This is a genomic window from Nocardia carnea (assembly GCF_029868325.1).
GTDB lineage: Bacteria > Actinomycetota > Actinomycetes > Mycobacteriales > Mycobacteriaceae > Nocardia > Nocardia carnea_C.
The window spans coordinates 22,433-47,389 of the sequence record NZ_JARWNW010000237.1 but is presented as its reverse complement, the minus strand read 5'-3'; the positions used below and the strand labels follow the sequence as shown (position 1 = coordinate 47,389).

The 24,957-nt window shown below is 68.2% G+C and carries 22 protein-coding genes; 12 read left to right on the top strand and 10 right to left on the bottom strand.

The features are described from left to right. The first annotated feature begins 24 nt into the window (after positions 1-24). The gene (locus tag QH196_RS20395) at positions 25-411 is read left to right on the top strand and encodes a DUF2784 domain-containing protein (RefSeq protein ID WP_280417405.1); all 387 of its coding nucleotides are present in this window, start codon (positions 25-27) and stop codon (positions 409-411) included. A 101-nt stretch (positions 412-512) separates the two neighbouring features. Beyond that, positions 513-1,859, top strand: a complete 1,347-nt coding sequence (locus QH196_RS20390) for a CoA transferase (protein WP_432279524.1) — start codon at positions 513-515, stop codon at positions 1,857-1,859. Between the two features lie 246 nt (positions 1,860-2,105). Here the strand turns inward: QH196_RS20390 and QH196_RS20385 are convergent, their stop codons facing one another. The 3 genes from QH196_RS20385 to QH196_RS20375 all read right to left on the bottom strand — a co-directional run bounded on the left by QH196_RS20385 (position 2,106) and on the right by QH196_RS20375 (position 4,638). After that, positions 2,106-2,438: a hypothetical protein gene (locus tag QH196_RS20385; RefSeq protein ID WP_280417403.1), complete on the bottom strand. Its 333-nt coding sequence runs from the start codon at positions 2,436-2,438 to the stop codon at positions 2,106-2,108. Between the two features lie 54 nt (positions 2,439-2,492). Further along, positions 2,493-3,464 (bottom strand): GlxA family transcriptional regulator, encoded by a 972-nt coding sequence (locus QH196_RS20380; protein ID WP_280417402.1) that lies wholly within the window; start codon positions 3,462-3,464, stop codon positions 2,493-2,495. A gap of 574 nt (positions 3,465-4,038) precedes the next feature. Further along, complete coding sequence (locus tag QH196_RS20375) at positions 4,039-4,638, bottom strand: Rv0361 family membrane protein (RefSeq protein ID WP_280417401.1); 600 nt, start codon at positions 4,636-4,638, stop codon at positions 4,039-4,041. Between the two features lie 373 nt (positions 4,639-5,011). On the opposite strand from QH196_RS20375, the gene QH196_RS20370 reads away from it, so the two are divergent. Further along, positions 5,012-5,563 (top strand): dihydrofolate reductase family protein, encoded by a 552-nt coding sequence (locus QH196_RS20370; RefSeq protein ID WP_280417400.1) that lies wholly within the window; start codon positions 5,012-5,014, stop codon positions 5,561-5,563. A gap of 92 nt (positions 5,564-5,655) precedes the next feature. Next, positions 5,656-7,941 carry a glycoside hydrolase family 3 C-terminal domain-containing protein gene (locus QH196_RS20365; protein ID WP_280417399.1) on the top strand — a complete coding sequence of 762 codons (2,286 nt, stop codon included), beginning with the start codon at positions 5,656-5,658 and terminating at the stop codon, positions 7,939-7,941. Between the two features lie 173 nt (positions 7,942-8,114). Here QH196_RS20365 and QH196_RS20360 read toward each other — a convergent pair whose 3' ends face one another. The 5 genes from QH196_RS20360 to hpnE all read right to left on the bottom strand — a co-directional run bounded on the left by QH196_RS20360 (position 8,115) and on the right by hpnE (position 15,037). Next, positions 8,115-10,328: an acyl-CoA dehydrogenase gene (locus tag QH196_RS20360; protein ID WP_280417398.1), complete on the bottom strand. Its 2,214-nt coding sequence runs from the start codon at positions 10,326-10,328 to the stop codon at positions 8,115-8,117. Between the two features lie 142 nt (positions 10,329-10,470). Further along, positions 10,471-12,069 (bottom strand): GMC oxidoreductase, encoded by a 1,599-nt coding sequence (locus QH196_RS20355; RefSeq protein ID WP_280417397.1) that lies wholly within the window; start codon positions 12,067-12,069, stop codon positions 10,471-10,473. Positions 12,070-12,366: 297 nt separating this feature from the next. Then, positions 12,367-12,879 carry an SRPBCC family protein gene (locus QH196_RS20350; RefSeq protein ID WP_348538093.1) on the bottom strand — a complete coding sequence of 171 codons (513 nt, stop codon included), beginning with the start codon at positions 12,877-12,879 and terminating at the stop codon, positions 12,367-12,369. Between the two features lie 112 nt (positions 12,880-12,991). Beyond that, positions 12,992-13,642, bottom strand: a complete 651-nt coding sequence (locus QH196_RS20345) for a TetR/AcrR family transcriptional regulator (protein ID WP_280417396.1) — start codon at positions 13,640-13,642, stop codon at positions 12,992-12,994. 9 nt (positions 13,643-13,651) lie between these two features. Further along, positions 13,652-15,037 carry a hydroxysqualene dehydroxylase HpnE gene (hpnE, locus tag QH196_RS20340; RefSeq protein WP_280417395.1) on the bottom strand — a complete coding sequence of 462 codons (1,386 nt, stop codon included), beginning with the start codon at positions 15,035-15,037 and terminating at the stop codon, positions 13,652-13,654. A gap of 81 nt (positions 15,038-15,118) precedes the next feature. Here hpnE and QH196_RS20335 point away from each other — a divergent pair, with 81 nt between their 5' ends. The 3 genes from QH196_RS20335 to QH196_RS20325 all read left to right on the top strand — a co-directional run bounded on the left by QH196_RS20335 (position 15,119) and on the right by QH196_RS20325 (position 18,445). Next, positions 15,119-16,330, top strand: coding sequence for an oxygenase MpaB family protein (locus QH196_RS20335; RefSeq protein ID WP_280417468.1), 1,212 nt, complete (start codon positions 15,119-15,121; stop codon positions 16,328-16,330). A 129-nt stretch (positions 16,331-16,459) separates the two neighbouring features. Continuing rightward, complete coding sequence (locus tag QH196_RS20330; protein ID WP_280417394.1) at positions 16,460-17,554, top strand: ADP-ribosylglycohydrolase family protein; 1,095 nt, start codon at positions 16,460-16,462, stop codon at positions 17,552-17,554. Positions 17,555-17,683: 129 nt separating this feature from the next. After that, on the top strand, positions 17,684-18,445 hold the full coding sequence (locus tag QH196_RS20325; protein WP_280417393.1) for an SDR family NAD(P)-dependent oxidoreductase: 762 nt from the start codon (positions 17,684-17,686) through the stop codon (positions 18,443-18,445). Positions 18,446-18,483: 38 nt separating this feature from the next. On the opposite strand, the gene QH196_RS20320 is transcribed toward QH196_RS20325, so the two are convergent. Then, the gene (locus QH196_RS20320; protein WP_280417392.1) at positions 18,484-19,530 is read right to left on the bottom strand and encodes an oxidoreductase; all 1,047 of its coding nucleotides are present in this window, start codon (positions 19,528-19,530) and stop codon (positions 18,484-18,486) included. 142 nt (positions 19,531-19,672) lie between these two features. Next, positions 19,673-20,536: an SAM-dependent methyltransferase gene (locus QH196_RS20315; RefSeq protein ID WP_280417391.1), complete on the bottom strand. Its 864-nt coding sequence runs from the start codon at positions 20,534-20,536 to the stop codon at positions 19,673-19,675. 266 nt (positions 20,537-20,802) lie between these two features. Between QH196_RS20315 and QH196_RS20310 the strand changes: the two genes are divergently transcribed. The 5 genes from QH196_RS20310 to QH196_RS20290 all read left to right on the top strand — a co-directional run bounded on the left by QH196_RS20310 (position 20,803) and on the right by QH196_RS20290 (position 24,894). After that, positions 20,803-21,519: a nucleotidyltransferase domain-containing protein gene (locus tag QH196_RS20310; RefSeq protein WP_280417390.1), complete on the top strand. Its 717-nt coding sequence runs from the start codon at positions 20,803-20,805 to the stop codon at positions 21,517-21,519. A 71-nt stretch (positions 21,520-21,590) separates the two neighbouring features. Beyond that, positions 21,591-22,865, top strand: coding sequence for a cytochrome P450 (locus tag QH196_RS20305; protein ID WP_280417389.1), 1,275 nt, complete (start codon positions 21,591-21,593; stop codon positions 22,863-22,865). Positions 22,866-22,936: 71 nt separating this feature from the next. Continuing rightward, positions 22,937-23,083 carry a DUF1059 domain-containing protein gene (locus QH196_RS20300; protein ID WP_063915790.1) on the top strand — a complete coding sequence of 49 codons (147 nt, stop codon included), beginning with the start codon at positions 22,937-22,939 and terminating at the stop codon, positions 23,081-23,083. Positions 23,084-23,231: 148 nt separating this feature from the next. Further along, complete coding sequence (locus QH196_RS20295; RefSeq protein WP_280417388.1) at positions 23,232-23,945, top strand: 3'(2'),5'-bisphosphate nucleotidase CysQ; 714 nt, start codon at positions 23,232-23,234, stop codon at positions 23,943-23,945. Positions 23,946-24,072: 127 nt separating this feature from the next. Beyond that, positions 24,073-24,894, top strand: a complete 822-nt coding sequence (locus QH196_RS20290; RefSeq protein ID WP_280417387.1) for a mycofactocin-coupled SDR family oxidoreductase — start codon at positions 24,073-24,075, stop codon at positions 24,892-24,894. Positions 24,895-24,957 lie beyond the last annotated feature (63 nt).

The following is a 24,957-nucleotide window of genomic DNA, read 5'->3' as shown; positions in this document are numbered from 1 at the left end:
ACGATCAGCACATACCCTGGAAGGGTGTGGTACCGGCTGCTCGCCGATCTGACCGCCGCCGTGCATATGCTGTTCATCGGCTATGTGGTGGCGGGAGGTTTTGTTGCCTGGCGGCTGCCGCGCACGATCTGGCTGCACGGCGGTGCGGCGGCCTGGGGTTTCGGTACGGTCCTGGTCGGTTACGACTGCCCGCTGACCTATGCCGAGAACTGGGCGCGCGAACGGGCGGGGATGCAGGGGCTGCCGCCGGAGGGGTACATCGACTACTACCTGACCGGCGTCATCTATCCGGAGAGCATGCTCGCCGAGGTGCGCATACTGGTCGCGATCTGTGTCCTGGTGTCGTGGGCCGGCTGGTGGTGGCGGGTCCGGCACCAGCCGGGGCGGTCCACCGCGCGCACCCTCGTCTGAACTGTTCGCACCCATGGGTGACGGTGTGATGAAAATCGCTGTGCCAACCGGTTACCCGGGGATCGCCCGCGCCGCACGCCAGTACGCTCGGAGCAGTGGACGTGGGAGCACGGCTGGTTCGTGATTACGAGGATGGTGCGGGCGTCGCCGCGTCGGCGCCGGTGGACTGGCCCGACCCCGGACGCTATCTCGCCGCCACACTGCCGGTGTGGGGATTGGCCGCCGGATCCGTCCAGGCCTTCATCGCGGCCGCCGACCGCTACCGCGCGGCCGCGGGAACTACGCCGATCCGGCACCGCCTCGACCCGGAACGGATCGCCGCGTCGTTCAGCAGTGACCGGCTGTTGCGGATCGACGGCGCCCCCGTAGCCGGTTTCGCGGATCTGTCCGGTTTCTTCCCCACGTTCGACGGCTGGGTGCGCACCCACGCCAATTATCCGCATCATCGCGCCCGCCTGCTGGCCGCGCTCGAGCTACCCGCCGACGCCCCCGTGGAACAGGCCGAATCCCAGATCGCCATGCTCCGGGCCGCGGACCTCGAGGAACTGGCCGCGGCCCGCGGCGCGATTGCGGTGCAGGTCCGCGACGAGGCACAGTGGCGGGCCCATCCCCAATCGGGTCCGGCCGCGGCCGGTCCGCTGGTCGCTGTCGCGCAACGGCCGGACCGGCGCCGCTACACGCTGCCGGTATCCGGCACCCCGTATCAGCCGCTGCAGGGTGTGCGGGTACTCGATCTGACCCGGGTGATCGCCGGCCCCGTGGCCACCCGCGCGCTGGCACTCCTCGGGGCCGAAGTGCTGCGGGTGGACCCGCCCGCACTGCCTGAGATCCCGTGGCAGTTCACCGATACCGGGCAGGGCAAATCCTCGGCCCTGCTCGATCTGCGGACAGCGAATGCGCACTGGGAGAGTCTGCTCGACACCGCGGACGTTCTGGTGACGGGTTACCGGCCCGGTGCGCTCGAACGGCTGGGTCTGGCCGGCCGGCCGGGGCTGGTCCACGCCCGCGTGAGCGCCTGGGGGTTCACCGGCCCCTGGGCCGGCCGGCGCGGTTTCGACAGCATCGTGCAGGCCGCCACCGGGATCGCGGTGATCGAGGGCGCCTCCGCGATCCCCGGAGCCTTACCCGCCCAGGCCCTCGACCATGCGTCCGGCTATCTCCTGGCCGCCGGTATCGTCGACGCGCTCGCTGCCCGGACAGGCGACGGTTTCGGCCGGGACGTCCGGGTCTCCCTGGCCCGCACCGCCACCTGGCTGCTGTCCGAACGCGGCCGGACTCCCGGCCATCCCGCACCCGCGATACCCGGCCCACACAGCACAGTGACACACGGGCGGACCGTCACCGCCGCACCCGCACTGGCCGAATTCCCCGACTACCCGTTCCCGGCTGCCGGTTACGGTCGCGCCGAACCGCGCTGGACCGAAACACCGGTTCGCGAGCCGCAGTGATCCGGCCCGGTCCGGGTGAACATCGGACCGGGCGCATCAGTGCTGCCCCAGGTCGTCACCCGGTTCAAAACGACCACGGTCCCGGCGGCGAATAGGCTACCGCCACGAGCCGGAGCAGCAGACCGGCCATCGGGCAATACGGCCGTGCCCCGATCTAATACGGCCGTGCCCCGATCGCCGCGGATTCCGCCGCCCAGGAGGCGCGACGTGGCGGTCGGTGCGCGACCCGAGGAGGGCGGGCCGAGGTCAGAGTCCGGTGGACAACTGCACCACGACCTTCTCCTGGGTGATCTCGCGGACCGTCAAGTCCAGGCCCTGCGCGGATTCGGTGGAGCCCATCGGCACGGTGACCTCCTGGCCCGCGACCTTCAGTGTCACCACATTGCCTTCTACCGCGGCGAGTTCGGCGTCCACGCCGAGAACGCTGATCTTCGCGTCCACGCCGCGGTCGAAGGTCACGGTGCAGCCTTGGACATCACATTGGCTGGTAGCACCCGCGCCGGTGGCGGTGCAGGCGGAAACTCCGAGTGACAGTGTGGCCAAGAACCCGGCTACGGCGATCAGCCGTCGAACATACATGCGGTCAGTCTAGGGTCGAATTGCCGCGCCGCCACCGCAATCTCCGCCCGGACCTCATACGCCACCATGGGCCCGGATCTGCGCCGGTGACAGCCCACGGCGCCGGCGGATCAGCGCACGCAACGCGCTGGCGTTCATATAGCCGACCTCCCGGGCCACCCCTTCGACCGTGAGACCGGTCGTCTGCAGGAGCCGGGTGGCCCGGTCGAGCCGGATATCGTCGGCGAAATCCTTGGGTGACATGCCGAGCGCCGCTCGGGTGGCGCGTTGCAGGCTGCGTTCGGTGACGCCCAGTTCCCGCGCCGCGGCCGAGATCAGGAACTGCTCGCAGATATGCTCGCGCACCCAGCGTTCGTACGCGACGATCAGCGGGTTACCGCGGGCGACCACCTCGGGGATGACGTACGGCGCCTGACTGGCGCGGCCTTCGAAGGCGAGATAGCGCCGTGCCTGCTCCGCCAATTCCGGGCTGGTGCGGTACACCAGCGACAGCGCCATATCCATATGCGACAGCGAGGCACCGGCCGTGGTGATGCCGTCGCCGTGGCAGACGATGCTCCGTTCGTCCAGATCCACTTTCGGGTACCGCCCGCGGAAGCTCGTCCCGAGCCACCAGCTCGTCGTCGCCGGCGACCCGTCGAGCACACCGGCTTCGGCCAGGAAGAACGTCCCGGTGCAGGCAGCGGCGAGATGGACACCTTGTTCACGTGCGCTGCGGATGCGGTCGAGGAGCCACGCGTTACCGGGGTCCGAGACCAGTGCGATCAGTGGCTCGGGCTCCAGAACGTTCACCGCGGCCACCGCCAGGGCATCGAACGAGGTCGATACCTCGCTCAGCGGGACGGTCTGCACGATGTTTCCGCTACCCGACCGCACCGAGGTACCGAGTGACACCGTATGCACGTTCCACGCGGCAGGTGGATGGTCGAGCTCACTGCGCAGGATGTTCGCAGTACTGAATGCCCCGTGCAGGGCGCCCAGGCCGAGTTCGCCCACACCGTCCGCGACGAAAATACCCACATCCACGCTGGCAGGATACGGATCGTAAAACGTCCTATGAAAACCGATCGGTCTTATACGCCGGCGCAAGCGCGCCGGACCTGTCGCAAACGCATCGCATCCTGTCGCTTCCGCCCCTCCCGATCTTGCTGTCCCACACAGTAGCGTCGAGGGGCAACGGTGCTGTCGCGTCCGGCGACCGCACCGTCGTTCGTATGAGCACGGGAGATCGAGGTGAACCGCCGGATATGAGCACTGCGCGACCCGCAGCCCGGGGCGCGTGAACGAGGTCTACGGCGCACCTGTCTCCGCACCGCACCCCTGCGGACGACCGGCCGGATACCGCGGCCGGTGAACCGCCCTCGGGTTCCGGGTGCGCATTCGATGATCCCGCTGTGAATCCTCCGGCGGGTTCTGTGTGTACGAAGGTATGGTTGCGGCGCTGCGGGGTGCGCCGCAGCTTTACGTTCGTACACACAGGTGCTCGACATCCCTCGGCCGCCGAGGGCTGCAACTAAGCCAGGGTGATCCGCGTGCCGAGAACCGACAGTGGCCGGTCACCGGGGAACGCCCCGGTGACCGGCCACGTATCGAACGAGGATCAGAAGCCCGGCATATCGACGTCGATATCGGGATTCAGGATTCCGCACACTTTCCAGCCGCCGTCCTCTTTGACCAGGTCATAGGTCGCGGTGCTGGTGGTCTCGTCACCCATCATGTCCATGGTCATCTCCATGGTGAACGTCCCGGAATCGCTGCCCGAGGGCACATCCACGCTCTTCAGCGTGGTTTCCGGCGCCGATACACCGGACGGTACATCGGTGGGCTGGACAGGATTGTCCTGCTCGTACTGCGAGATCTCGTCCAGATCGTCCTGGCAGACCAGATCCTCGGGATCACCGTCCTGGTCCACCCAGGCCTGCGCCACATCACGCGGATCGTCGTAGCCGCCGCCCACGGCCGAGCCACTGCCGCCGAAGACGAAGAACGCGCCGACTCCGACCGCGATGAGTACCACGGCGACACCGCCGATGATGAGCGCGATCTTGCCGCCGCCACCCCCCGACGAGCGCGGCGGCTGTCCGTAGCCCATGGGCGCACCCATCTGCGGCTGCTGGCCCGGATACTGCTGGCCGTACTGTGGCTGACCGGGGTACGGCTGGCCGGGATACGGCTGACCCGGCATGGGCTGCCCTCCCATGGGTTGTCCTCCCATGGGCTGTCCCGGATAAGGCTGACCCGGCGGTACGGGCTGACCAGGCTGATGCTGGTACGGATTGGGTGGTTGCGGGTGACCCATTCGGAAGTCCTGTTTCCCTTGCTGTCCTGCACGGAGCCGGGGTTCGGCGCCGCGTCCTCACATTGATTTCCCCACGACGCCGTGCTGTTAACACTGTTTGCGGCGCACTTACTGTACGCAGGATCGAACCGGTCCGCCCAGCACAGGGATTCGACAGTCACGCCCGGGACCGATGAGAAAACCCGCCCGGCCCCGTCTACCCGAACGAGAAGGCAAGCCCCGCACGACAGCGCGGACCGGCCGCAGCCGAACGGCTGCCGGAAAGGACATCAGCATGGGAACCATCGCCGTACACGAGTTCGTCTCCCTCGACGGGTCGTACGAGGATCCGTCGTTCACCTTCGAATTCGGCTTCGATCCGCAGATGGGCGAGACCCTCGCCGCGATCAGCGGGGCGGCGCAAGCCATCCTGCTCGGGCGCAACACCTTCGAGATGTTCGCGCCGGCCTGGTCCACCCGTACCGTCGAGGACGATCCGGGCGCCCCGTTCTTCAACGACACCACCAAATACGTGGTGGGCGCGCGGAAGCCGCAGGCCGAATGGGCCAACAGCATCTCCCTCGGCGCCTACGACCCCGGGAAGATCCGCAAGCTCAAGACCGAAATCGACGGAACCATCTACATCAGCGGCAGCGGCACCCTGGTCCGGGCGCTGCTCGCGGAGGGACTCGTCGACGATCTGCACCTGTTCGTCTATCCCATCGTCCTGGGCAAGGGCGAGAAACTGTTCACCGACGGTGCCGACACCACGAAGCTCGAGCTCAAAGCCCACGACGTCTACCCCAACGGTGTGGTGCACCTGGACTACGGGCCCGCACAGTCCTGAGGCGCGCCTGGGGAACCGGCGCGCGCGACCCCGGTCCGGGACGGCCACCGACTATGTTCGACACCAGTCGCCGAACAAACAGGAGCAGCCGTATGCCGGACCCGGTCCCCACCACCGACGATCTGATCGCGGATCTCTCCACCGGGCAGCGCGCCCGGCTGGGCAGCGGACGAGACTTCTGGTCCACCGAAGCGGTCGGCGCCATTCCCTCGCTCGCGCTGACGGATGGACCGCACGGTCTGCGGTACCAGGATCCCGCGCACAACGGCGACGCACTGGGTATCGGACCGAGTATCCCCGCGACCTGTTTCCCGCCCGCGGTGGGATTGAGCCAGAGCTGGGATCCCGAGCTCGCAGCCCGGGTGGGCGCGGCGATCGGCCGGGAAGCCCAGGCCGCCGGTGTGCACATCGTGCTGGGGCCCGGAATCAATATCAAACGAGACCCCCGCTGTGGCCGCAATTTCGAGTACTACTCCGAGGATCCGCATCTCACCGCCGCCCTGGCCACCGGCTGGGTCCGTGGATTACAGGGCCAGGGCATCGGTGCCTCGCTGAAACATTTCGCGGCCAACAATGCCGAGTTCGATCGGATGCGGTCGAGTTCGGATATCGATCCGCGGCCGCTGCGGGAGATCTATCTGCGCGCATTCCAGCGCGTGGTCACCGATGCCGCGCCGTGGACCGTGATGTGCTCCTACAACAAGATCAACGGTGTGTACGCCTCCCAGAACCACTGGTTGCTCACCGAGGTACTGCGCGGCGAATGGGGTTTCGACGGGGTGGTCGTCAGTGATTGGGGCGCGGTCGACGACCGGGTGGCGGCAGTGACCGCCGGCCTCGATCTCACGATGCCCGGCCCGGACGAGGGCGGTGACCAGCGCCTTGCCGCGGCGGTCGCAGCCGGATCGCCGTCCGATTCCGTCCTGGCGACGGCGGCGGGACGGATCGCCGCGCTGGCGACCAAAGCCGCCGGTAGCGCCCGCCCGGAGACCTCCTGGGATATCGACGAACACCATGCGCTGGCCCGTTCGGTGGCCGCCCGCTGCGCGGTATTGCTGAAGAACGATCATGCGGTACTCCCCTTGGAGCCCCGCGGAACCCTCGCCGTCATCGGGGAATTCGCCACCGAACCGCGCTATCAGGGTGGCGGGTCGTCCCATGTGAACGCGACCCGGGTGGATATCGCGCTCGACGAGATCCGCGCGCTCGCCGGCTCCGCCACCGTCACCCACGCCCGCGGATTCGATACCGGGAACCCGGCGGCGGGCGCGGAACTGCGGGCCCAGGCCGTCGACACCGCCGCCGGCGCCGATATCGCCGTCCTGTTCCTCGGCCTGGCCGCCGCCCAGGAGTCCGAGGGCTTCGACCGCGACCATATCGAAATCCCCGCCGACCAGGTGGAATTGCTGACCGCGGTGCGGGCGGTGCAGTCGCGGGTGGTCGTTGTCCTGGCGCACGGGGGCGTCCTGCGCCTGGCGCCGATCGTCGACGCCGCCGATGCCGTCCTCGATACCGCACTGCTCGGGCAGGCGGGCGGCGGCGCCGTCGCCGATCTGCTGTTCGGGATCGCCGAACCGTGCGGCCGGCTCACCGAGACCGTCCCGGTCCGGCTCGCCGATGTCCCCGCCTACGACAATTTCCCCGGCGAGAACGGGCACGTCCGTTACGGCGAAGGGATTTTCGTCGGCTACCGCTGGTACGACCGCCGCGAACTCGCGGTCACCTTCCCGTTCGGGCACGGCCTGTCCTACACCACCTTCGAGTACACCGACGCACGGGCGGTCGCCGACGAGCAGGGGGTTACGGTCACCGTCCGGATCACCAATACCGGCAGCCGGGCGGGCCGGGAAGTGGTGCAGGTCTACCGCAGCCTCGACTCCTCCACGGTGATGCGCGCACCCCGGGAGCTCTGCGGGTTCACCACGGTTGCGCTCGACCCCGGTGATACCCGAGAGGTCTCCGTGCACGTCCCCCGCGCAGAATTCGCCTATTGGAACGAAGTGGCGAACCGCTGGACGGTGGAGGGCGGCGACTACACCGTGCACGTGGGTTCTTCCAGCCGGGACCTCCGGGCGTCTGCGACGGTCACACTCACCGGAGACCAGGTCGTGCTACCGCTGACCCGCGATTCGAGCCTTGCCGAGGTGCTGGCGCATCCGATCGCCGGACCGGAGCTGAGCGGGCGCTTACAACCACTGCTCGGCGATTCCGGTTCCGCCGGTGCCGATCTGGGTATCGATATGGCCCGGATGGTCGGATCGATCCCGATCGGACGCCTGGCGCTGAACTTCGGTCTGATGACAGCGGCGGATCTCGACGAATTCTTGGAACGTGCCGATAGCGGCGCACCCGTTGGCACCAAGACCACGCCGTCCTGAGACAGAGTCCCCGAAGAGCTGGGCGCGGCTCTGCGACGAGTTCGCGTCGGGAACCGTGACTGTCCACCCCTCCGGCCGATCGTGAACGGGTCTTTCGGTTCGAGCCCGATGGTTACCCGTTCGGCCGGAGGGGTTCTGCCGCGGCACCGAGACGGGTGCCGCGGCCGGGACTACTACTTCCGCGGCAACCCCATGACCAGGGTCGCGATGGTGTTCAGCTGGATCTCGAGGGTACCGCCGCCGATCACCCAGGTCGGGATGTCGAGTTCGTGGTGCACCGGTTCGGTTACCGCTTCACCGAGCGCGGCCGCCGGGCCGATCAGGTTCAGCGCCGCGGCCGCCGCATCGGTGTGCAGAATCGAGGCGGCCGCCTTGGCGACACTGGTTGCGGGGCCGATGGCATGACCGTCCAGCCGCCGGATCGTCTCCCGCAGATTCATCGCCGAGATGGCAGCACCCCGCGCGCTGATCCGGCCGAGGGTGCGCACCGCATCGTCGCGCGTGCCGGCGTATTCACCGCGTTCGATGATGCCCCGGATCCGCTCGTTGTGTCCCGGATCGCGGACGCCGCCGATGAACAGGCGTTCCTGTGCCAGGGTTTCCAGGGTCAGCGCCCAGCCCTGACCGGGTTCACCCAGGACCATCTCGTCCGGTACGAACGCATCGTCGAAGAACACCTCGTTGAATTCGGCATCGCCGCTGGCCTGCACGATCGGGCGTACCTCGACCCCCTCGGCGTGCATATCCACCAGGAACATGGTCAGCCCCTGATGGCGGCCGGCCTCGGGGTCGGTGCGGGCCAGCAGCAGACCCCAATCGGCGCGATGGGCGAGGGTGGTCCAGATCTTCTGGCCCTGTAGCCGCCAGCCGCCGTCGACCCGGGTCGCGCGCAGGCTCAGCGAGGCCACATCGGAACCGGCCTCGGGTTCACTGAACAGCTGGCACCAGATCTCCTCGCCGCGCAGCGCCGGGCCGGCCAGCCGGGCGAGCTGTTCGGGGGTGCCGCGATGCAGCACGATCGGTACCACCCACTGCCCGATCCCCATGGAGGGCTGGGCGATACCGTGCCGGTCGTATTCGTCCTGGAGGATCAGCTGTTCCAGCGGTCCGGCTTCGATACCGAAGGGCTTGGCCATCGGCGGCGATACCAGGCCGCTGTCCGCCAGCAGGGTACGGCGGGCGCCGGTGTTCACCGCATCGTGGTCGCCGACCTTCGACGGGTTCGGATTGTCCAGTTGCGCCGCGCGGTCCAGGATTTCCGATACCCAATCGCGGAATGCCGAATCCGTTTCCGGCAGCGGAACGGCGAAGGTGCGCGGCCCCTGCAGGGCGGCGTCACCCAGCCGAAGCTCCCACGATTCCACGGGCCCGGCCAGTCCGGCCAGCGCCATGGCACGCCGCCAGTACAGATGCAGATCGTGCTCCCAGGTGAAGCCGATCGCCCCGTGCAGTCCGAGGCATTCCACTGCGGCGTGCACCGCGTTACCGAGCGTGGTCAGGACCGCACCCGCGAGGGCGTGGGTCCGCTGCCCGGGTTCGTCACCGAGGCCACGTACGGCGTCCCACGCGGCGGCCGTGGCGAGTTCACTGGTGATCAGCAACCGGGCGGTGCGGTGCTGCACTGCCTGGAAGGCACCGATCGGCCGTCCGAACTGCACCCGGGATTTGACGTATTCGGTGGCGGTATCGCTGCACCAGCGGATGACCCCGGCCGCCTCCACGGCGAGGAATGCGGTGGCGACGGCTTCGGCCCGATCGGTGTCCAGTTCGAGCGGCGCGGCCACGGCCACCTCGCGGAACCGGACCACACCGAGGTCGCGGCCCAGATCGGCGCCGTCTTTCGCCTCCACCTCGACACCGTCGGCGGTGCGCTCGACCAGGTACCACCGGGTCTCGGTGCCGGTGAGGGCCGCCACCACGAACAGCTCGGCCGACGCGGCACCCAGGACCACGCCGGTTTCACCGGTGAGCCGCGTTGCGCCGCCGCCGGTTTCGGTGGCGCCTCCGACCCGGTGTTCCGGGCCGATCACCGCACCGGGTGCGCCCTCGGCGATCCGCCGCAGCGCCGTACCGGCGGACTCGCCGGCGTCCGCGAGTACGGCACCCGCGACCGCGGTGGGCAGCAGCGGGCCGGGCAGCAGCGCCCGGCCCGATTCGGCGAGCACCACGGCGAGCTCGTCGAGCGTTCCACCCTGGCCGCCGACTGTTTCCGGGAGGTGCACCCCGGTGAGCCCCAGCGCAACCAGTTCCGGCCAGAATTCCGGCAGGTTGCCCTGTTTCAGGCGATCGGTGTGCTTACGCGTGTATTCGCGGGCGGCATACCGGTCCGCGAATCCGGCGACGGTTTCGGCCAGCGCCGCTTGGTCGGCGGTCAGGGCAACGGGCACGGCTATCACTCCGGTCGTGGGTGTCGGGCAACGATCCCGGTTGTGTGCGGGATATCCAGATTAGAACACGTTCTACTTGTCCCGTGGCAAATCCGGACGGCCACCGCGCCGCGGACCGGCCGCCCACTCGGCCCGGCTACCGTCAGATCGCGGTGCCCACATCCTGCGCGACCAGGTTGTCCAGCGCCCGTTCGGCCACGGCGGCGATGGTCATCGACGGATTGCAGGCGGCGGCGTTACCGGGCAGCAGCGCACCGTCGAGGACGTAGAGACCCCGCTGGCCCAGCACTCGCCCGTCGAGATCGCAGACCGACCCCATACAGGCGCCGCCGAGCGGATGCCAGGTCGACGGGAAGGCTCGATTGGTATCGCCCAGCACCGACGCCGGGCCCGCGATCGTCTGCACGGTTTTCTCGATATGCCCGTACTGGATCGCGGCGTCACCGTCCGCGGGCCAGGACAACCGGGCGCTGTCGGCGGCCGAATCGTAGACGAAGCGGCCGCGCGCATCACTCACGCCGTACCCGACGAGCATGGTGGTGCGGGCATCCATACCCAGCGGCGGGATCGAGGCCTGGATCACGGTATGCGCGGTGGCGGGATCGTCCCAGTTCAGACTGCCGTAGACGACCGGTCCGCCCTGTTCCGTGCCGAAATCCTCGGCCAGGCTGGTCCAGGTGTAGATCCGGTCGGCGTTGGTTCCCCAGCCCGCGCCGAGCGCGTCGGGCAGATCCGGGATCAACCCCTTCCCACCGGCCCGCATGAGCAGATCGGTGGTGTTGAGGCTGCCCGCGGCCATGATGAGCGCCTTGGTGGTGAGCACCTTTTTCGCCAGCACCCGTGCGTTCTCGTCGGTCTGGTCGACGTGCACGATCCAGCGGCCGTCCGCACCGCGTTCCACATCGGTGACGTTGTGCATCACCTGGACGTCGACCGATCCGGTGGCTTCGGCCGCCGCGACATAGGTGACGTCGACGGAATGCTTGCCCCCGTTGTTCACACCGAACGCCCCGGCGCCGTTGATGTAGGAGGTTGTCATCTCACCGCGCGTCTCGGCCAGTGCGTAGTTCCAGTCGATGGGCATCGGGATCTTCGATACCGGCAGCCCGGCCGCCGTGGCATTACGCGCGAATACCCGCGCGGCCTTGTAGTTCGGATGCGCGATCAGTTCGTCCGGGGCCACCGCCAGTTGCAGCATGGCGGCAACTCGCGGATAGTGCACCCGGTCCATCAGCCGCCAGTCGAGTTCCTGCGGGAAATGGGTGTTGAACACCGACTCCGTCGGTTGCAGCGACATCCCTTGGTAGAGCAGGGAACCGCCGCCGAGGCCGGCGGCGCACAGCGCGGTCATATTCGCACCGGCGACGGCGTCGAGGAGGCCGGTGTAAGGCTCGAGGGCAACCGGCCTGCCGAACAGTTGCGGGTCGGAACCGTGCCACAGTAGTCGTTTGTCGGGATTCAGCGGATTGCCGAACGTATTCGCGTTCGGGCCGGTGGGCCAGCGTTTTCCACGTTCGAGCAGCAGGACCGGAACACCGGCCTGTGCCAGCCGCAAGGCCGCGATGCCGCCGCCGAATCCGGAGCCCACCACGATCACCCGGTGGTCCTCGCGGACGACCGGAGTCCGGCGCCGCGGGATCCGCAGGGTGTTGTCCGCTGCCGCGACGGTCGTACCGGAAACCGCGATACCGGCCGCCGCCGCGGCACCTCCCAGGAACACGCGTCGAGATATTGCGGACAAGAGCGACCTCCGAACAGCTGTGCCTACGACTCGCCGCAACAGCCGCACCGCCGCGGCAACGCCGGCGCGCGCGGGCAGCCGGAAGAGCCGGCAAGCCAAGTGCCCGAGGCGCTTTCCGCGGGCGGGTTCGAAAGTAGATAGATGTCACATCGAGTGTCAAGAACCTATCGGTCGATTGCCCAGCAACATCGACCCGATCTTGATCGGCCTTATCACACCAGTTCAGACGCTATATGGACAGGCCCCCAAACAGTGATATGGACAGTTGTCCATCGCAGGTAGAAGCCTTTCCCCGGCTCAGCCGGTGGCTTCGAGTTCCGCTTTCAACCGCACCAGAGTGCGGCGAATATTGCCCTTCTGGAATTCGGCGAAACCCCGCTTACCGGTAGCCACCCGGTCGAACCACAGGGCGGGAGTATCCGGCCAGTGGGTGCGGTCGTCGTACCAGATCTCGGTGATCCGGGTTCCGTCCGCGACGGCGTCGAACCGGTACTCCCAGGTCGCCACCGCCACCGGCAGCAACGGTTTCCACACTCCCCACCGGCGCACCTGGAAGGCGAACCGGCCCGGCCGTTCGGCCACGGTCACAGTGCATTCGGTATGCCACCGCATGGGCCCACGCCGGTTGGCACCCACGAAGGTCATTCCCGGGTACGCCGCCCGGCCCGGTTCGGCGACCACCGCGCCCGTATTCTCCGGGCTCCACCGGCCCATCTGCGTCACATCGCTCACCGCGTCGTAAGCGGTGCGGGGGTCGGTGCCGACCACGATGCTGTCGGATACCTCGGTGGTCCGGGTTATCTTCCCCACGGCGCCAACTCCTTGTCCGGTCCTCGTCGTTGTCGATCCAAGGTACTGCAGGTCCAGGAGGCCGCGGTAGCGGTGACGGGGCCGAGGTGCCCAGCGTGTACCCGCGACTTTGCTACGACCCGACCGCACGCTCCGACGTCGACGACCCGTCACTGCCGGCGTCGTCGGCCCCGGATCTGATGCCGTACTTCATCAGCGGCACGATAGTGGTCCGGATGAACGCCCGCGCCGCCTGCTCATCGTCGAAGTCGATCCCCGCGGTAGGGGTGAGCATCAGCGAATGCGCCATCCGGGCTACGAGTTCGGCGACCGGCCGCGGGTCGTAGCGGGCCAGCCCCCCCTGCTCCTGACCGGCCGTCAGCACACCGGCGATGTACTCGATGCCCTGGGACACCATTTCCTCGCCACGCACGGTGTAGAAGCCCAGCGCCTCCTCCGGCGCCACCGCCAGCAGCTGCGTGACCAGGGGGTGGGTCCGGGTGAGCCGGAGTACGAAGAGAACGGTCTCCTCGATCTGCGCATCGGTACCCTCGGTCGTGGACGCGATCGCCGTCGCCTCCGCCAGCACCCGCGAGATCTCCCGGGACAGCGCCGCCTCGATCAACGCGTCCTTACCGGAAAAGCGCCGATACAACGTGACCCGGTTCAGGCCGCAGCGGCGGGCGATATCGTCCAGACTGCTCCGCCGGATGCCGACCTGCAGAATCCGTCCGAGGGTCGCGTCCAGAATGCGCTCGTCGACTTCGTCATAGGTGCGGAACATGTAGCGGAATTATAGTCCGCGTTGCATTGTGTCCCGGCCCTCGTCGATATAGGCGAGTAGCGCCTGCACGGCCCGCTCCGCGCTCTGCGCGGCACTCTCCATCGTGGCCGACCAGTCGGTGCGGGTCCAATCACCGGCCAGCATCAGATTCGGTACCGAGGTTCGTTGATCCGGGCGCAATCCGGTGGTGCCGACGACCTGCGAGAAGGTCGCTCTCGGCATTTTGACGACCTGGGCGTGCACCAGTTTCGCCGCGTGCGCCTCCGGATAGTAGCGGCGGATCAGCGCCAGCTGTTCGGTGACGATCTCCTCGTTGCTCTTGTGGATCTGCTCGTAGGCGCCGCTGGTGGTGAGGCAGTACAGCCAGGAGCCGTCCGGGGTGCGCCGATGCATGCGCTGACGGTCGAAGACCTCGTCGATCACACCGGTACCGCCGATCAGCGCCTCCATCGCCGATTGCGTCGCCAGCGGGCGATCCAGGTACAGGTTGGTGCTCACTATCGGGGTAACTCCCAATTTGTCCGCGGCGGCATAGATTTCGGCATGCTCGGGCAGATCGTCGAGCAGGCCGTGGATCCGTGAATTGGGGACCGCGCACACCACCGCATCGGCGGCGATCTCGGTACCGTCGGCCAGCTGCACACCGGTCACCAGACCGTCGGTGACGACGATCCGGCGGGCGACGGACCGGTACCGGACGTCCACGCCGTACTTCTGGAAAATCCGCTCCGCGCCGGTGATGTAGAGCGTGTCCAGATCGACCGTCGGGTAGCCGATGGTGACACCGGCCCGGTCCCGCACACCGATCCGGATACCGGTGGCCAGCACATCGGCGAATACCTTCGCCGATTCCCGCTGCACCGGTTCGGCGGCGATCCCCAGTGCCAGCCAATCCCACAGCGCCTCCCGGGCCTTCGCGGGCATACCGACGCGTACGAACCATTGCTCGGTGGTGATATCGGCCAGGTCCGCGGGCTGGAACAGCGCCTGCCGGCCGAGGCGGGCGGTGGCCCGCAATGCCCGCAGCCGGTCCAGCGGTCCGGCATCGGGGTGGGCGCCCAGCAGTGTGCGCACGACCCCCGGACCGGAGGTGCGCAACGGGACCGCACGACCCCCCGGCCAGCGCAGAGTACCGCCCCCCGGGAACTCCACACAGTCGCGCGTACCCACGCTCTCCAGGTACCGGAACAGGCTGCGGTAGCCGCTGGCCAGCACGTGCTGGCCGTTGTCGGGAACATCCCCCACCTCGGGCACCTGCATCGCCTGGGTGCGTCCGCCGAGCCGGGCGCGGCGTTCGAGCAGTGTCACCTGCTTACCGGCTTCGGCCAGCCATACCGCCGAGGCGAGCCCCGCCAGCCCGCCCCCGATCACGACGTATCGGCGGGAATCGTTCATATTGCGCTCCGCCTCACCATAGACCCCATCATTGACACAATGTAACGCACTCAATATATTCGTTTCATGGGTTCTGAAAACATGGGCACCGCGATCCCCACCCGGCACCCCGCCGGTCCGGTGGCCGTGCCCGGGTTGAAACCGTTCGCCATGCTGATGGGCATCGGTGCACCGGACGCCCGGCGCTGGGCGGCCATGGGCGAATCGCTGCTGATCGGCGACCAGCCGATGGACGATCTGGTCGACTGGATGATCGGCACCGGAATGGCCGATACCCGGCCACTGTTCGAACAGGCCGTGGCCGGCGGCATCGATTCGGTCACCGACGCACCGCAGCCGCTGCGCGACTTCTTCACCGCCGTCGAAACTCCCCCGGACTGGCTGGACGAGGAGATGCTGCGCCGCGGCGAACAGGTCCTGCGCCGCGGCGGCTACGACGGGTTGTATCTGGCGCGCGACGTATCCTTCCTCGGCGGATACCTGGCCTCCGGATTCAACAAGACGCTGCTGCGCACCGGAGCGCTGGAGAAAGGGCCCGCCCAGCGGTTCGCCGAGACGATGCAGTGGGCGCTCGACGTCCAGAACGGTATGGGCAAGTTCGAACCCGGCTACCGCTCCACCCTGCATGTGCGATTCGTCCATTCACTGGTCCGCCGGCACGTGGGGGCCATGCCCGACTGGGATCAGCGCGCATGGGGGCTGCCGATCAACCAGACGGATATGGCCGCCACCCTGGTGGGCGCGCTCATCGCGCCGTTCGTCGGCGGTTTGGTGATGGGGATCGTGCCGTCCCGCCAGGACCGGGAGGCCGCGGCCCACCTCGCCCGCTACGTGGGCCGGCTGATGGGTGTTGCCGAGGAGTGGCTGCCGACCGGATTCCGCGACAGCGTCCGGATTCTCTACCACACCATGACAGCCATCACGAATCCCGACGACACCACCCGGCAGCTCGCCCTGCCGATGGCCAACGACCCGCTCACCTGGAACTACCCGAACCTGCCGTGGTTGCGCGGCCGGATCGCCCGCGCCCAGCATCTGTCTATCTCCAGCATGTACCTGGGGCCGGGCGCCATGCGCAAACTCGGCCTGTGGCCCTATATGCCGCCGTGGTATCCGGTGTTGCGCGTACCGGTGAACCTCGCGCGCAGTGCGGCCACCCGGGTCAGCCCGGCCGCCCGGCAGCGTGCCGAGGAACGCGGACTGCGGGAACAGGCGTCGTTCAAGAAGTTGCTGGTGGGTTCGGGGCCGGCGGATGTCGGGATGGCCGCGCACCATCTGCAGGCCACGGCGTAACGGGCACCGCTACGCGAATTCGGCCGGGGCTGCGCGGGTTTCCGTTCGGCAGCGCTGCCGGCGCATGCCCTGCGCTGCGACAGTCCTCCTGAAGTATATCGGCCCGCAACCGTAGAACTGGCAGGATCGGTGAGCGTGCACGACTACGAGATGCTCGTCGACAAAGTCCGCGGGACCATGGTGGGGGGCGCCATCGGGGATGCTCTCGGATGGCCGATCGAGTTCCTGTCCCGGACCGAAATCCTGCGCCGGTACGGCGAACCGGGCGTCACCGGCTTCCTGCCCGGACCCGAACCGGGGGCCCCGGCGGCGATCACCGACGACACACAGATGACACTGTTCACCGCCGAGGGCCTGCTGCGCTGCCCGCCCGGTAGCGACGCCGTTCCCGCGCTGCACCGGGCCTATCTACGCTGGCTGGACACTCAGCAGTCAGCGGGCCCCGCACCCGAACCAGACGGTTGGCTGGCAGCGCAACCTTTCCTCTATGCCGTCCGGGCGCCCGGCAATGCCTGTATGACCGGGCTGCGGCGGCAATCCGCGGGGCTGCTGCCGCCGCGGCAGTTCGGCACGGAAGGGCCGGTGAACCCGCATTCCAAGGGATGCGGGACAGTGATGCGTTCAGCGCCGTTCGGGTTGACCGGTTCCGGCCCGGCCGCCGCCTTCGACCTCGCGGCCCGATGCGGCCAGCTGACTCACGGCCACCCCACCGGCTATCTGGCCGCCGGCGCGTTCGCCGCGCTCGTCGACCACTCGATCCGGGGAGTGGAGCTGCGCACCGCGGTGCAGGAGGTTGTGGCGCGGCTGCGCACGAGCACCGGCGGGCAGGAAACGATCGACGCGCTCGAACTGGCGGTATCGCTGGCCGATTCGGATCCGGGCTCCGCGCAGGGCGTGGCACAGGCCGGAGAAGGCTGGATCGCCGAGGAATGCCTTGCGGTGGCCGTCTATTGCGCCGTGTCCGCGCAGGACACCGGGGATGTGCGAGGTGCGCTGCTGGCGGCGGTGAATCATTCCGGTGATTCCGATTCCACCGGCGCCGTGGCCGGCAATCTCATCGGTGCCGGGCACGGACTGTCCGCGCTGCCGAGGGAATGGGTGGGTGCGGTGGAGGGGCGGGATCTGCTGATCCAGGTCGCCGACGATCTGGTGACCTGTTTCCACTACGGCGACCGGACTCGCGCCGCGGCCAGATATCCGCGCGACCCCGCACCTGTCGGCTGAGCGGTTGATCAGCGCTTTCACCGATACTTCTACGAAATACTTGGGTGCAGGCTCCCCGGACGGATATAACGTAACCGGGCCCCATCGGCGATCGATGGCCAGTGCCGAACACCGAGAAGGACAGAAAATATGGAGATTCAGGGAGCACGTGCAGTCGTCGTCGGAGGCGCCTCCGGAATGGGGCGGGCCAGCGCCGAACTGCTCGCCGCCCGCGGCGCGAAGGTGGTCGTCGTCGACCGCACCGCCGGTGAGGGCAGCAAGGTCGCGGCCGACCTCGGTGGTTCCTTCTTCGAAGCCGATGTCACCGACCACGCCGGTGTCGAATCGGTACTCGCCGAAGCGGTGGAACAGCTGGGCGGGCTCGATATCGCGGTCAATACCGCCGGTGGCGGTATCGCCAAGCGCACCCTGTCCAAGACCGGGCCGCACGATCTGGAATCGTTTCAGCAGATCATCAACCTGAACCTGGTCTCCACCTTCAACCTCAACCGTTTGCAGGCCTGGCATATGAGCCAGGGCGAACCGAACGCCGACGGCGAACGCGGCGTCATCGTCAACACCGCCTCCATCGCGGCGTTCGAGGGCCAGATCGGGCAGGTCGCCTACACGGCCGCCAAGGCCGGTATCGCCGGAATGGCGCTGACCATGGCCCGCGATCTGGGGTCGGTCGGGGTCCGGGTGCTGGCCATCGCGCCGTCCCTGTTCGATACCGGCATCCTGGCCGGTGCGACGGAAGAAATGGTGAAACCGCTCGTCGCAGGCAACGCCTTCCCGAAGCGGATGGGCCGGCCGGAGGAATACGCGAAGCTGGCCTGCTCCATCGTCGACAACCCCATGCTCAACGGCCAGTGCCTGCGCCTGGACGCCGGTATGCGGTTCGCCCCCAAGTGAATCGGTGAACCCGCCGCGGACGGCCGGACCGTCCGCGGCTATCGGCCCCGATCCAGCCCCGCGCCGTCGCCTGCCGCTTCACTCGTGGACGATCCGATGGACGGGCCGGGCGGGGTAACGTCCGGCGTCGCCGGAACCGTTGCGCCCAGGCTGAATTCCACGCCGGTCAGTTCTTCGGCCACCGCCCACAGCCGCCGGCCGGTTTCGGGGTCGTGGGCCGACGGCGCGGCGGGTACGGCGATCGGTGGCCCGACCAGCCCCCAGCGGTGTGCCGGGCCGAAGAAGCCGGCGCCCTGGACCGCGGAGTCGAGCGCGGCCCGCAGGATCGGCTGGGCGCCCTGTTCCGGAGTCTGGGTGAACAGGCGTGCCAGGGTCATCACCACACCGCTGTAGGCGATGCGGGCAACGAGGCTCTGTTCCCGCAGGATGGTGGACCGCACGCCGCCGGGATGGGCGCCGACCGACAGGGCCGGCGCACCGGCGGCCGCGAGCCGACGCTGTAGTTCCACCATGAACGTCGTGGCGGCCATTTTCGACCGCGAATAGGTGATGAGACGGCCGAAACTGTGCTCGGACTGCAGATCGTCGAAATCCAGTTCGGCATTGCGGCGACCGTGACTCAGGCTGCCGACGCTGACCACCCGCCCGGCGGGCGCGGCGGTGAGCAGAACGATCAGTTGCGCCGTGAGCGCGAAATGGCCGAGAAAGTTGATCCCGAAATCGCTTTCGAATCCGTCGACGGTCAACGTCCGGGTACCGGTGACCACACCGGCGTTGTTGATCAGCAGGTCGAGCCGGGGCAGTTCGGCGTGCAGGCGGCGCGCGCAGTCGGCGATGGAGGCGAGATTGCCGATATCGACCTGGGTCGTGCGGATATCGGCTCCCGGAACCGAATCCTCGATATCCCGCTTGGCCTGCGCGGCCGCGGTGTCGTTGCGGCAGGCGAGAATCACCCGTGCGCCCCGGCGGGCCAGCCCGCGCGCCACCTCCAGGCCGATACCGGTATTCGATCCGGTCACCATTGCGGTACGGCCCGACTGATCGGGCGCCTCGGCCACTGTCCACGGTTGGTTCGACGAGCTCACGGCATCTATCCAGTTCCGGCGGTGCTGCGCCGTCCGGGGTCGCGCTGCGTCGCCTTCCGCCGGACAGCCGGTCCAGCGGAAGTATAAGTCAATTCTCTGATTGAGAGAACCCCGTTTTCACCCGCGGGGTGGCGCCGAGCATCTACTGCACCGCGACAAGCCCACTCTTACGGCCTACTCCCCCCAGGATCAGGCGCTCCTCAGCGGTCTCCGGCGGATGCACCGGCCCCGACGGCCACCACTCGTCGAGCGGAACCACGCCCGGATCGATCAATTCCAGCCCCGCGAAATAGGATTCGATCTCCGCGCGCGTGCGGAACCAGCCCGAACCCAGCCCCTTCTCCACGAAACGGCGCTCCACCTCCCGCGCGAGCTCGTGGTCCGGGGAATCCTCGCCCGGATCCCAGAAATGCGTGATCGCCACAAACGACCCCGGGGTCAGCGCATCCACCACCCGGGCCACGATGCCCGCGGGGTCCGCGGAATCGGGCAGGTGGTGCAGTACGGAGCCCAGGATCACCGCAACCGGCCGGTCCTGGTCCAGATACCGCCAGACCGCCGAATCCGCCCCGAGCACACCGGGATCGGTGAGGTCACCGTGGAGGTAGATGGTGTCCTCGTTGGTTTCCAGCAGCACCCGGCCGTGCGCGCTGACCATCGGATCATTGTCCAGGTAGACGACCCGCGCCCAGGGGTTCACCAGCTGGGCGATGTCGTGGGTGTTGCTCGCGGTGGGCAATCCGGCACCGGCATCCAGGAATTGCTCCACACCGACGACCCCGGCCAGGTACCGCAGCACCCGGCGCAGCCAGGCCCGGTTCCGGCGCGAGACCGCGCACATACCGGGAGCGATCTCCAGAACCGCGTCGAGCGCCTGGCGGTCGGCCTCGAAATTGTCCTTGCCGCCGAGGCTGGCATCGTAGACGCGGGCGATACCGGCCCGGGAGGTATCGGCTCCGGCCGGGCTCCGGCCGGGCTCCGGCGAGCTGAACGACGAATCTGGCATCGGTTTCTCTCTATCCGGTTGTGGGGTGGTGCGACGTCGACAGGTAGGGCTCGACAGTGGTGACGGAAGCACCGCCGCGAATTCATCGCCGGCCGGAGAAAACATTCGAAAAATATTTCCGTGGCACTCGTCTGCGCAGGTAGCTGCCGAAAAACCGTTGGTCACACGGTGTCCGGTCATTCATGATCATCTCGGGACAGGCGCCGGCAACAAGCGCGCTCATGCGCCGGGGACGGCGATCGGGAGGAAGACGAGGGAGATCGCGGATGAACCAGACGGATGATCTGCTGCTCGAAGGGGTGGTGGGTTCGACGGCCTACGGTCTGGCCGGACCCGCCAGCGATATCGACTACGCCGGAATCTATGTGGAGCCGACCCGGAACCTGCTGGGCCTGTATCCACCCACCCGGCAGACCCGGCAGGGCCGGGACGGTGCCGATGCGACCTATCACGAGATCGGCAAGGCCATGCGGCTCATGCTCTCGTGCAACCCCACCGCGACCGAAATCCTCTGGCTCGACGACTACACCGCGCAATCCGCCTTCGGCCGGGAACTGGTCGGGCTGCGGACCTGCTTCCTGTCCGCGGACCGGGTGCGCGAGGCGTTCTTCGGTTACGCCACCAGCCAGTTCCGGCGACTGATCGGCCCCCGGCCGCAGGCGGCGGCCGCCCGCCGGGCCAAACACGCCCGGCACACCCTGCGCCTGCTGTGGCAGGGCTACGAGCTCTACACCACCGGACGCCTGCCGATCCGTGTTCCCGACCCCGTGCGATACCACGCACTGGGTGCCTCGATCGCGACGGACCCCGGCGCCGAGGCCGTTCGCCGGGTGGTCGCCGACTACGAGCACCGTTTCGATACCGCCGTCACCGTCTTGCCGCAGGCACCGGACGACGCGCCCCTGGACGATTTCCTGCAACGGGTGCGCCGGGCGCATCTGGATTCGCCGGAAGCCGCCGCCCGGGAAGGAGTGGCGCTCTAGAGTATTTCTACGACTCGCGCGCACTCAGCCTGTGCCGCGCGCACCATGGATCACCGAGCTCGGAGTCGCTCATGAGCCCTCTCGACAGCGCGCCCGCCACCTCGCGCCGCTACCACCGGCTCGATATTTCCCAGCCCGCGTTCTGGGCCCGGGATTTCCGCGCCCGCGACGAGGTGTTCGCGCAGTTGCGTGCCGAGCCCGGACTCAGCTGGCACGCACCGCCGCCCGCGGTGTTCCCGCACTCCGAGCCCGGGTATTGGGCTGTGACCAGGCACGACGATATCGCCTTCGTCAGCCGGCATCCCGAGCTGTTCACGTCGGCCCTGGGTATCAGCATGGACCCGATGCCGATCGAGCTGCAGCGGCCCACCACGTTCTTCCTCACCATGGATCCCCCGCAGCACACTCGCTACCGGCGCCTGATCAGTTCGGCGTTCACTCCGAAACAGGTGCGGCGTATCGAAACGCAGATCCGGGCCAACGCTGCCGAGATCGTCGGCGAATTCCTCGCGGACCTGTCCTCGGGTGCGCCGGTCGATTTCGTCGACAGCGTGTCGCGCAAACTTCCCATGCGCACGATTTCGGACATGATCGGTATCGATCCGGCCGGACGTGATGCGGTCGCCCACGCCGCCGAGGCCATGTTCGGCTCCAGCGACGAGGAATACGCCGCCCTGGAGGAACGCGCGGAATTCTTCATGGCGCAGTTCGGGATTCTGCACCGCGCCGGCACCGATCTGGCCGGGTTGCGGCGCGCGGCGCCCCGCGACGATCTCATGTCCGCCATCGTCGCCGCCGAGGTCGACGGCCATCGGCTCACCGACGAGGAGATCGGGGCGTTCATGGTGCTGCTGGCCTCGGCCGGGAACGACACCACCAAACAGGCCACCTCCCATGCTTTCGAGGCGCTGGTGGACCGGCCCGCGCAGCGGGAATGGCTGCTGGAGGATTTCGACGCGCGAATCGGTGGCGCGGTGGAGGAATTCATCCGCTGGTCGACACCGGTGCTGCATTTCGCGCGTCACGCGGTGGCCGATACCGAAGTCGCCGGCACCCGGATCCGGGCCGGGGAGAAGCTCGTGCTGTTCTACTGTTCGGCCAACCGCGACGAGTCCGCGCTCGACGATCCGCATATCTTCGATATCACCCGCACCCGGAACACGCACTCCGGGTTCGGGGGCGGCGGCGCCCATTTCTGCCTCGGCGCCTGGCTGGCCCGGATGCAGTTGCGGCTGCTGTTCCACGAGCTGCTGACCCGGGTCCCCGAGGTGGTACTCGGCAAACCGGAGTATGTGCACAGCGATTTCATCCACGGCATCAAGCGAATGCCGGTGCAGCGGGTCTGATCGGTCGTCATCGCGGCGCCCCGGCTATTACGCTGAGCGGCGTTATCTCCCCATGACGAAAGGACGGCCGGATGAAGACCCAGCTGAACTGCCCCTGCGGTGAACACCTGACCGGCGCGAACGAGGACGAACTCGTCGACAACGTGCGCAAACACCTGGCCGAGAACCACCCCGGCCACGACTACACCCGGGATCAGATCCTGTTCATGGCCTTCTGAGCCAGGCCTGTCGCGCCCGTACCGGCCGCCGGCCCCGGCCGGACACGGGCCGCCTCGCCGCCGGCCGTTACGGCAACCGCACGACGAGCCGCCGGACGCAGGCGTGTTATATGGATCCGGACGGCAACGCCCGCCAGGAAGGATCCCCATGGACGATCACACCCTCGCCGCGACCTTGGCCGAAGACGCCGGCGAACTGCTCCTGTCGATCCGCGAACTCGGCGGGCGGGCCGGTGACCTGCGGGCCAACCGTCTGCTGCTCGACCGATTGGCCGAACTGCGACCGGCGGATGCCGTGCTGTCCGAAGAGTCCCCCGACGATGCGGCCCGCATCGACCGTTCCCGGGTATGGATCGTCGATCCCCTCGACGGCACCCGGGAATTCGGGGAACCGGGACGGCCGGACTGGGCGGTGCACGTGGCGCTGGCGGTGGACGGCGAACCCGTGGCCGGCGCCGTCGCGCTCCCGGCCGCGGGCGTGGTCCTGCACACCGGCCGGCCGCCGGAGCTCGCTCCGCCGCCGCCTCCGGGCACCATCCGGGTCGCACTATCGCGCAGCCGCCCCTCCTTCGAGGTCCGCCAACTCGTGGCCCGGTTGTCGGCCACCGAGGTGCCGATGGGATCGGCCGGCGCCAAGGCGATGGCGGTGGTGCGCGGTGAGGCCGATATCTACGCCCATTCGGGCGGGCAGTACGAATGGGATTCGTGCGCACCGGTCGCCGTCGCGCTGGCGGCCGGGCTTCATGTGTCCCGGCTCGACGGGTCCCCGCTGCGCTACAACCGGCCGGATCCATACCTGCCCGATCTGCTCATCTGCCGGCCTGAGTTGGCCGAGATCGCTCTGAAAGCGTTGTCGGAGTAAATACTCCGAGGTGTGGGGGCTGCCTGCGGTGCCACCGCGGGCAGCTGTCGACCCCCGGCCTGTGCGCAGGGAACGCCTGTCGGCCCACAATGGTCGGACGTTTCCCGTTACGACAGGAGTAGAGCAAGTGAGCGGTCGACTATCCGGCAAAGTAGCTTTCGTCACCGGGGCGGCGCGTGGCCAGGGCCGCGCGCACGCGCAGCGACTGGCGGCGGAGGGCGCCGATATCATCGCGGTCGACCTGTGCGCTCCCTTGCCGCCCGCGGTGCCCTACGATTCGGCGACCCCGGACGATCTCGACGAGACCGTGCGTCTGGTCGAGGGTGCCGGCGGCAAGATTTTTGCCGCCGTCGCTGATACCCGTGACCTCGCGGCGTTGCGCACCGTTGTGGACGAGGGGGTCGCGCGGTTCGGCCGCCTCGATGTGATCGTGGCCAACGCCGGGATCTGTCCGCCGGAGCCCTGGGACACCATCACCCCGGAATCGTTCCAGGCGGTGATCGACACCAATGTCACGGGAACCTGGAATACGGTGATGGCCGGCGCGCAGCACATCATCGACGGCGGGCGCGGCGGGTCGATCATCCTCATCAGTTCGGCGTCCGGGGTGGCCATGCAGCCGTTCATGGTCCACTACACCTCCAGTAAGCATGCCGTCACCGGGATGGCGCGGGCATTCGCCGCCGAACTCGGGAAGCATTCGATCCGGGTGAACAGCGTCGCGCCCGGACCGGTGGCTACGCCGATGGGTTCGGGCGATATGGTCGGCGCCCTCACCCGGGCCGCCGAAACGAACGGACAGCTGACCGGGATGAATACTCCGCTGCTGCCGGAGGGGATCGCGATGCCGGAGGATATCGCGGACGCGGTGTGCTGGCTGGCGAGCGAGGAATCCCGGTTCGTCACGGCCGGCAGTATCTCGGTGGATCTCGGTTCGGCGCAGTACTGAGCAGACCCCGCCGCGGCGCAGTCACCGGGCACCGCGGCGGGTTCTCGTGGGGGTCGTGCGGAA